The sequence below is a fragment of the Longimicrobium sp. genome, assembly GCF_036280135.1.
Lineage (GTDB): Bacteria > Gemmatimonadota > Gemmatimonadetes > Longimicrobiales > Longimicrobiaceae > Longimicrobium.
On the sequence record NZ_DASURI010000862.1, the window covers coordinates 1 to 8,325 of the forward strand.

The window sequence follows — 8,325 nt, forward strand, 5'->3', positions numbered from 1 at the left end:
GTCCGCTGCTGCACCTGTACGAAGGGCATGAGGCCCTCCTGCGCGTGCACAACCGCCTGGACGAGGACACCTCCATCCACTGGCACGGGCTGATCCTGCCGCCCGAGATGGACGGCGTGCCGGGGGTCAGCTTCCCGGGGATCCGGGCGGGCGAGACCTTCGAGTACCGGTTCCCGCTGCGGCAGTACGGCACGTACTGGTATCACAGCCACTCCGGGCTGCAGGAGCAGATCGGGCACTACGCGCCCCTGATCATCCACCCCGCGGGGGGCTACCCGTACCAGTTCGACCGCGAGTACACGATCGTCCTCTCCGACTGGACGTTCGAGAACCCGTACCGCGTGCTCGCCAAGCTGAAGAAGCAGGGCAACTACTACAACACGGGGCGCCGGACGCTCGTGGACTTCTTCCGCGACGCCGCGGAGAACGGGCTCCGGGAAACCATCCAGGACCGGCTGATGTGGGCCGAGATGCGGATGGACCCCACGGACCTCATGGACGTCACGGGCGCGACCTACACCTACCTCATGAACGGGCTGGCGCCCGGCGACAACTGGACCGGGCTGTTCCGGCCCGGCGAGCGGGTGCTCTTCCACGTCGTCAACGCGGCCGCGGACAGCTACTTCGACGTCCGCATCCCGGGGCTGCCGATGACCATCGTCCAGGCGAGCGGCCAATACGTGCAGCCGGTGGAGACGGACGAGTTCCGCATCGCCATCGCCGAGACCTACGACTTCATCGTCCAGCCGACCGAGGACCGCGCCTACACGGTCTTCGCGGAGTCGCTGGACCGCACCGGCTACGCGCGCGGCACGCTCGCACCGCGCGAGGGACTGCGGGGCCCCATCCCCGAGCAGCGCCCGCGCCCGGTCCTCACCATGGCCGACATGGGCATGTCCCACGGTGACATGGGCGGGATGGACATGGGCGGGATGAACCACGGAGCGGCTCCCGCCGCTGGCGCGGGAGGCGCCTCGATGGCCGGCATGGACCACGGCAACATGCCGGGAATGCAGGCACCGCCGGCGGCCCCGCAGGCGGCCGCGATGCCGGGCCACGAAGGCATGGCCGGCATGGGCGGGTCCGCCCCCGCGGCGGCGCCCGAGCAGGCGCGGTACGCCATCGCCGGGATGATCCGGACCAGCGGCCTGCGCGCGCCGGGCACGGTCCCCGGGATGCTGGAGCACGAGCCCGGCACGCACGGGCCGGGGAACGCCGCCGTGCCCATGATGGTGCAGAGCCGCCTGGCGGAGCCGGGGATCGGCCTCGGAGGCGACGGCTGGCGCGTGCTCACCTACACGGACCTGCGCGCCCTCGAGCCCCGCCCCGACTTCCGGGCACCGGACCGCGAGATCGAGATCCACCTGACCGGCAACATGGAGCGCTTCATGTGGTCGATCGACGGGGTGGAGTTCAAGCGCAGCGAGCCGATCCGGTTCAACTACGGCGAGCGCGTTCGCCTCACCATGGTGAACGACACCATGATGAACCACCCCATGCACCTGCACGGGATGTGGATGGAGCTGGAGAACGGGCACGGCGAGCTGATCCCGCGCGTGCACACGGTCAACGTCAAGCCCGCCGAGCGGCTCTCGCTGCTCATCACCGCGGACGCACCCGGCAGGTGGGCGTTCCACTGCCACGTGCTCTATCACATGGAAGTCGGGATGTTCCGGGTCGTGGACGTGCTGCTGCCCGGACAGGAATCCCCTCCCGGCGCGGCCGACATGAAGGGAATGAGTCATGGGCAGTAGGTCACTGAGGGGCTGGATCGCGGCCGCCCTCCCCGTGGGGCTCACGACGGCCGCGCTCCTTGCGGCGAGCGCGAGGCCGGCGGGCGCGCAGGGGATGGGGATGGGCGAGCTCATGCACATGATGGACTGGGGACGGGGGAGCCTAGTGCTCATCGACCAGCTGGAGTACGCGCCGAAGGCGGACGACCGGGCCCTGAGCCTGGACGCGATCGGGTGGGTGGGAGGAGCCTACAACCGCGTGTGGTTCCGGGCCGAAGGGGAACAGCCGCTGGCCGGCAATGGGGGGGAGGGGGAGGCCTCGGTCTACTACGGCCGGCTCATCACCCCCTACTGGGACGCGCTGGCCGGGGTGCGCGTGGACGGACAGTGGGGCGGCGACGGCCGGGCCCGAGCGTCCCTGGCGGTCGGCCTGGTCGGGCTCGCCCCCATGCGGTTCGAGTTCTCCCCCACGCTGTTCCTCAGCCAGGACGGAGACCTCTCCGCCCGCCTTGAGGCGGAGTACCAGATCCTGGTGACGCAGCGGCTGGTCGCCGAGCCGGAGATCGAGGTGAACGCGGCGCTGCAGGAGGTGCCGGAGTTCGGGGTCGGCTCGGGGATCAACGACGTGGAGCTCGGCCTGAGGCTGCGATACGAGATCCGGCGCGAGTTCGCTCCGTACGTCGGCTATACCCGGACGCGCCTCCTGGGTGGATCGGCCGACTTCGCGCGCGCGGAGGGTGAGTCGGTCCGTGACGACGCCTTCGTAGCGGGCCTGCGGGTCTGGTTCTGATCGGCGAACGACCTCGACGCCTCGCCCGCGCGAACCAGGCCGGTAGGGCCGGGGGCCGGCTTCGGACCGGCCCACCGGCCGGAGCCGGACCCGGCAGGGGAACCTCGACACTGCTTCCGGTGTCCGGCAGATTCATGCGTTCGGCAGGTGTAGCTCCCTTCTCCACAGACGCGAATGTCAGAAACAGCCAAGCAGAATACCCCGAGCGCCGAGCGGCCGCGTCTGCAGGACACGATCCGCCTCTCGGCCCAGGGCTTCGCAAAGGTGCTGGGTGACCTGGAGGCGCGGGTCATGCAGGCGGTCTGGGATCTCGGCCGGCCGGCATCCGCGCGGGTCGTGCACGAACGCGTGATCCGGGAGCACGAGGTGGCCCTGCTCACCGTGATCACCGTTCTGAACAAGCTGGTGGAAAAGCGGCTCCTGCGCCGGCACAAGCAGGACGATCTGCTCCATTACGAGGCCGCGTGGAGCGAAGAGGACTTTCGCGCCCACGCTGCACGCAGGGTCGTCGAGGGGATCCTTTCCTTCGGCCCCGCGGCCCTGGCGAGCTCGTTCATCGACGCACTCGCCGAGCACGACCCGGATCAGCTCGCGGAGTTGGAACGCATGATCCACGAGCGGATGCAGCGGGAGGAGCGATGACACCGACTGCCGATCCCTACCGCGGTCCGAAGCTGGCCTCGCGCGAGCAGAGGCAGCGGCGTGCCGTCCTGCTCGGGATCGGGATCCTGATCGTGCTGGTGCTCAGCCCGCTCTTCAGTCACCACCTGTTCCGCGGCACCGAGGCCCTGCTCGCCGGCAAGGAGCATATCGGCCCGCTCTGCCTGGTTGCGCTCCACGTCCTGATGGAGCCCGTCCACGGGGCGTTCCACATCCTCTTCGCCGCCGGCGTGATCTACGCCGTCTTCGACCGCATCCGGGCGTGGCGTCACGGGCGGGGCGTTCTGGCCTCGCTCGAGGTCGAGCACGCCGAACCGGGCGATCCATTCTGGAACGCGGCAGGTGAAGCGGGTGTGGACCCCGGGATGCTGCACGTGGTCGCGGGGCTGCCCACGCCGGCATTCACGATCGGCCTGCTGCGCCCGCGCATCTACATCGCACGGGCGCTCGCCGAAACGCTCACGGGCCCGCAGCTGGCGGCGGTGCTCGCTCACGAGGGGGCGCATGGCGCGCGGCGTGATCCGATGCGCCTGATGCTGCTGCGTTTCCTGACCTGCATGCTCTTCTGGATCCCGGCGCTGCGACGCCTCGCGGCCGATGTCGCCGACGAGGCGGAGGTCCAGGCGGACGACGTTGCCGCGGCCGGACAGCCGCTCGTCCTCGCTTCGGCCATCGTCGCGCTGGCGCGCAGCGGACCCGGGGCGATTCCGCGCGCCGCGGTCGGCTTCCAGCGCCCCGAGCTCCTGGAGCGCCGGGTCCGCCGGCTGCTGGGCCAGGATCCGCTGCCCTCCACCCACCTGACGCGGCGCTCCCTCTTCGGGGCGTCGGTTGCGCTGGTGCTCGTCTTCATCTCCGGCGCGGCGATGGCCCATCCGCTTCCGGCGGATGCGCATGCTGGCGCAACGCCCCCGGAGCACTGCACGACGCACGGCTCGTACGCGGCGCTGCACCTGTTCTGTCCGGAAGGTCCCCTCCACCGGTTCGCGGGGAGCGACTGCCCGCACGCCCGGTGATCACCCCTCGATCGGAGTCCACAACGATGCGTTCCTGGCGTTCCGCCTCCCTCCTCCTCGCCGCCGCGCTGTGCCTGGTCCCGCTGGCCGGCGCCGCCCAGCACGGCCATGCGCCGCCGGCCGGCCCCACGGCGGCGTCCCCGGACCAGCAGCAGGTCCAGGCCACGCTGCAGGCGCTCTTCCGGGCGGTGGAGGCCGGAGACATGACTGCGCTGGATTCCCTCTACGCGGGAGACAGCCTGACCGTCGTGGAGGGAACGGGGATCAACCGCGGCTGGACCGACTACCGCGACCACCACCTCGCGCCGGAGCTTCGCGAGATGTCGGGCTTCCAGTACCGGCCCGCGGACATCGAGGCGCACGTCTCCGGGGACCTCGCCTGGGCACTCTTCCGCTACACCATCCGAGGCCGTGCAGGGGAGCGGGATCTGGACCTCGTCGGGCGGGGCACCGCGATCCTGGAGCGGCGGGGGAACCGCTGGATCGTGCGCCACACGCACACCGCCAGCCGCGCGCGCAGGCCGAACGACCCCGCCTGAGCCGTCCCGCGGAGGAACGGAGGGGCGAACCGGGTGCGGCTGCAGGGGTATCAGGTACACCGGGGAGCAGCAGGAAAGGATCTGCGCTCCCCGTTGCTTCACGGGTATGTTTTATGCTTCGTAAAGGTGGATTCCGGCGCACCTGGGCGCCGGCTGGTTCCGTGATGATCGGCGGCGCGGGGCATGCGCCCAGCCGGCCCTCGCGAGTTGAATTGTCCATTTGCCGGAGCAGAAGAGGAAGCACATGAAGATTTCGTCTGTGCCGCGCGGGTTCGGAAGCCGCGCCCCCCAGATGGCAGTTTTCGGCGCGATGGCGGTTCTCGCCGCCGCGCCGGGCCGGCTTCCGGCGCAGACGGACTACTACAACACGGACGAGGCTCGCCCGGTCCGGATCGAGGACGCCTACCCGACGGAGCGCTACGCGTTCGAGCTCCAGCTTGCCCCGCTTCGCCTGGAACGCGGCCCGGGCGGTGCCTACACGTGGGAGATCGAGCCGGAGATCGCGTACGGGATCTTCCCTCGCACCCACGTCGAGCTGGGCTTCCCGATCGCGTTCGTCGACGCGGACGGCGGCCAGGAGGAAGGGCTGGCGGGGATCAGCATCTCCGCGCTGCACAACCTGAACGTGGAAACGGCCTTCCCCGCATTCGGCATCGCGGCCGACGTGCTGCTGCCCGTCGGGGGCCTGGCTCCGGACGGAGCGTACGCCTCGCTGAAGGGAATCGCGACGCGGACGTACAGCTGGGCGCGCTTTCACGCGAACGCCTCTTACACGTTCGGCTCCGAGCCCGGCGCGGGTGAATCCGCGGGCGAGGCCTCGCGCTGGATGGCCGGCGTCGCCGTGGACCGGACGTTTCCGCTCCGCAGCACGCTGGTGACGGCGGACGTGTTCGTGGAGCAGCCGCTGGACGACGATGCCGAGCTCGAGTGGAACGTGGAAGCGGGGCTTCGCCGGCAGGTGAGCCCGGTGCTGGCGTTCGACGCGGGGATCGGACGCCGTCTCACGGGCGAAGACCAGGGATGGTTCGTGACGATCGGGAGCGCGTACGCGTTCGGAATCCGGTCCCTGATCCCGGTGGGCAGACGGTAGGCCAGGGCAAACAGCACGATGACATCGTGTTCACCATACAGCGTACGCCGTACAGGAGGGCAGGCATGAGCGCATTCAACAAGCACCGCCGCACGCTGGTGATCGCCGCGGCGATCACGGCGGCCCTGGGAGCCGCCCCCGAACCGGCGACGGCCCAGGCGGCGCGGCGCTGGTCCACCGTCTCGGACCAGTTCTACCTGCCGGCGGACCACAACTGGAAGTTCCGGCGCACCTATCCGGTCGCCGACCGGCTCTTCAACGCGTTCGACTACGGGCACGCGATCCTGTACGAGACGCTCTACTCCAAGCCGAACGCGCCGGCTTCCGAGCTGGAGGACCGTGAGTACAACTTCATCACGCGCCGGCTGCTGGTGAACCCGCCCCGCGTGCCGCTGGAGGAGGGGGCGATCGAGGTGGCGTACGCCAAGATCGCTCCGGAAGCCAAGATGATGTTCGACTGGGCGCACGTGCTGCACCGGCAGGCATACGACGTGTGGGCCGACGAGTCGATCCCGCTCCCGGAGAAGGATGCCCGGATCGCCGAGCTGCTGGCGTACTACAAGTCGCGTTCGGACGTCGCCTTCAGCTCGGTGCCGAAGACGATGGACATCATGGACGGCCAGTACTTCTCGGGCGCCTTCCGGGAAAAGTACCCGCGCTTCAACGGGATCATCTGGGCGTACCACTGGCTCCAGGTAGGCCTCTACGAGCCGCTCATCGTCAACACGACGCTCGACGCGCGGCAGACCGGCGTCACGGCGACCGTTGCGCGGTTCCGGCAGATGCTGGAGAACCCGCCGCAGACGATGCCGCACATCATGCCGATGACCGCGGCGGTGGCGCCCACGTTTTCCCAGCGGTATCCGGAGGTCGCGATCATCTTCGACAACCTCCACATGATGCACGACGTGATCTCCGACATCCTCGCCTCGCCGGAAGTTCCGCGCGAAGCGAAGGGTGCCGAGATCCTGCGCCAGGTGGCCATGTTCCGGGACAGCACCTCGTACGCGACGACGGTGCAGGGCTGGTGGGAGATGTCGCAGATGATGGGCGCCAACAACATGGGAGGGGTGGCGGGGAGCTTCCTGGCCGCGCTGCCGGAGCCCACCGTCCCCTACGGCGCCTCGATGGCCGGGATGAGCCACGGCAACATGCCTGGCATGCAGGCCCAGCCGGGCGCGCAGGGCATGCAGGGGCACGCCAACATGCCGGGCATGCAGGTCCAGCCGGGTGCGCAGGGCATGCAGGGGCACGCCAACACGCCCGGCATGCAGGCCCAGCCGGGCGCGCAGGGCATGCAGGGGCACGCCAACATGCCCGGCATGCAGGCGCAGCCGGGTGCGCAGGGCATGCAGGGGCACGCCAACACGGCTGGCATGCAGGCCCAGCCGGGTGCGCAGGGGAACGGGCAGGGGGGGCACGCCAACATGCCGGGGATGCAGGCCCAGCCGGGTGCGCAGGGGATGCAGCACGGCAACATGCCCGGGATGCAGGCTCAGCCAGGCGCGCAGGGAATGCAGGGGATGCAGCACGGCAACATGCAGGGCGGCGCCATGAACATGGGAGCCATGGACATGGAGCTCATGATGCGGATGCATGAGCGGATGATGGCCGATCCCGTCATCCGTGAGCGTATGGCGACCGACCCGGTGCTGCAGCGCATGATGCAGCAGATGCAGGCAATGCCGCAGAACCAGCCGTCCGGCGGCATGAACATGCCAGGCATGAACATGGGGAACATGAACATGGCTGGCGCAACGGAAGAGGACCGGCGCCAGGCGATCGAGTTCATTGTTCGCCTGCTCTCCGATCCGTCGGTCGAGGCTCGGGTGCACGCTGATCCGGAACTCCACCGGCTCTGGTCGGATCCGGAGGTGCAGCGCCGCCTGGCGGAGCTGCGTTCCCAGGCGTTACAGACGCAGGCCGCCCCGCCGGCAAACCCGAACGAGCACCGGCACCGCTGAAGCCGGTTCACCTATACGGAAGGTACGACCATGTACAAGAAGCTCGGAACCGGGCTCGTGGCCGCCCTCCTCCTCGCCGGCTGCTCCGGCGGGGGGGACGGCGAGACGGGCAAGCAGGCACAGTCGCGGCCGGACAGCGCTGCTGCGCCTCCTCCCGCGCACGACATGAGCGCCATGGGCGATTCCGCGGCCACTAATTCGGCGGGCGGGATGGCCGGGATGGACCACAGCCAGATGGGCGGCGCCTCCCCGGCGGGTGGTGCGATGCCGGGCATGGACCACAGCCAGATGGGCGCTGGCGCAGGCGCCGGCGGCGGAGCCGGGATGGATCACTCCCGAATGAACATGGGCCAGGGGAGCACGGGGGGATGGCCGGGATGGACCACTCCCGCATGAACATGGGCCAGGGAAGTGCCGGCGGGCAGGCACGGATGCAGGGAATGGATCACTCGTCCATGCCGGGGATGCAGGCCAGCGGGCGCTCGAGCGCCGCCGGCGGGATGGCCGGGATGGATCATTCCCGGATGGCCCTGGGC

General features: G+C 69.8%; 8 protein-coding genes. All 8 read left to right on the forward strand.

The features are described from left to right. Window positions 1-1,754 (forward strand): copper resistance system multicopper oxidase (locus VFZ20_RS27945; protein WP_329687253.1); only part of this gene is annotated, 1,754 nt, incomplete at its 5' end. After that, window positions 1,744-2,523, forward strand: a complete 780-nt coding sequence (locus tag VFZ20_RS27950; protein WP_329687254.1) for a copper resistance protein B — start codon at window positions 1,744-1,746, stop codon at window positions 2,521-2,523. The genes VFZ20_RS27945 and VFZ20_RS27950, both read left to right, overlap by 11 nt. A 174-nt stretch (window positions 2,524-2,697) precedes the next feature. Continuing rightward, entirely contained in the window at window positions 2,698-3,165 is a 468-nt protein-coding gene (locus VFZ20_RS27955) for a BlaI/MecI/CopY family transcriptional regulator (protein ID WP_329687255.1), read from the forward strand. Continuing rightward, entirely contained in the window at window positions 3,162-4,196 is a 1,035-nt protein-coding gene (locus tag VFZ20_RS27960) for a M56 family metallopeptidase (protein WP_329687256.1), read from the forward strand. Before VFZ20_RS27955 ends, VFZ20_RS27960 begins: the two co-directional genes overlap by 4 nt. A 26-nt stretch (window positions 4,197-4,222) precedes the next feature. Continuing rightward, window positions 4,223-4,735, forward strand: a complete 513-nt coding sequence (locus VFZ20_RS27965; protein WP_329687257.1) for a YybH family protein — start codon at window positions 4,223-4,225, stop codon at window positions 4,733-4,735. Window positions 4,736-4,979: 244 nt separating this feature from the next. Next, window positions 4,980-5,825 carry a hypothetical protein gene (locus VFZ20_RS27970; RefSeq protein WP_329687258.1) on the forward strand — a complete coding sequence of 282 codons (846 nt, stop codon included), beginning with the start codon at window positions 4,980-4,982 and terminating at the stop codon, window positions 5,823-5,825. Between the two features lie 65 nt (window positions 5,826-5,890). Beyond that, window positions 5,891-7,789 (forward strand): hypothetical protein, encoded by a 1,899-nt coding sequence (locus tag VFZ20_RS27975; protein ID WP_329687259.1) that lies wholly within the window; start codon window positions 5,891-5,893, stop codon window positions 7,787-7,789. 30 nt (window positions 7,790-7,819) lie between these two features. After that, the gene (locus VFZ20_RS27980; RefSeq protein WP_329687260.1) at window positions 7,820-8,185 is read left to right on the forward strand and encodes a hypothetical protein; all 366 of its coding nucleotides are present in this window, start codon (window positions 7,820-7,822) and stop codon (window positions 8,183-8,185) included. The last annotated feature ends 140 nt before the right edge of the window (window positions 8,186-8,325 follow it).

Bases quoted from the DNA above. Each gene is read 5' to 3' on its own strand.
- VFZ20_RS27950 (WP_329687254.1), top strand. From the start codon at position 1,744: ATGGGCAGTAGGTCACTGAGGGGCTGGATCGCGGCCGCCCTCCCCGTG.
- VFZ20_RS27975 (WP_329687259.1), top strand. From the start codon at position 5,891: ATGAGCGCATTCAACAAGCACCGCCGCACGCTGGTGATCGCCGCGGCG.
- VFZ20_RS27965 (WP_329687257.1), top strand. From the start codon at position 4,223: ATGCGTTCCTGGCGTTCCGCCTCCCTCCTCCTCGCCGCCGCGCTGTGC.
- VFZ20_RS27980 (WP_329687260.1), top strand. From the start codon at position 7,820: ATGTACAAGAAGCTCGGAACCGGGCTCGTGGCCGCCCTCCTCCTCGCC.
- VFZ20_RS27960 (WP_329687256.1), top strand. From the start codon at position 3,162: ATGACACCGACTGCCGATCCCTACCGCGGTCCGAAGCTGGCCTCGCGC.
- VFZ20_RS27970 (WP_329687258.1), top strand. From the start codon at position 4,980: ATGAAGATTTCGTCTGTGCCGCGCGGGTTCGGAAGCCGCGCCCCCCAG.
- VFZ20_RS27955 (WP_329687255.1), top strand. From the start codon at position 2,698: ATGTCAGAAACAGCCAAGCAGAATACCCCGAGCGCCGAGCGGCCGCGT.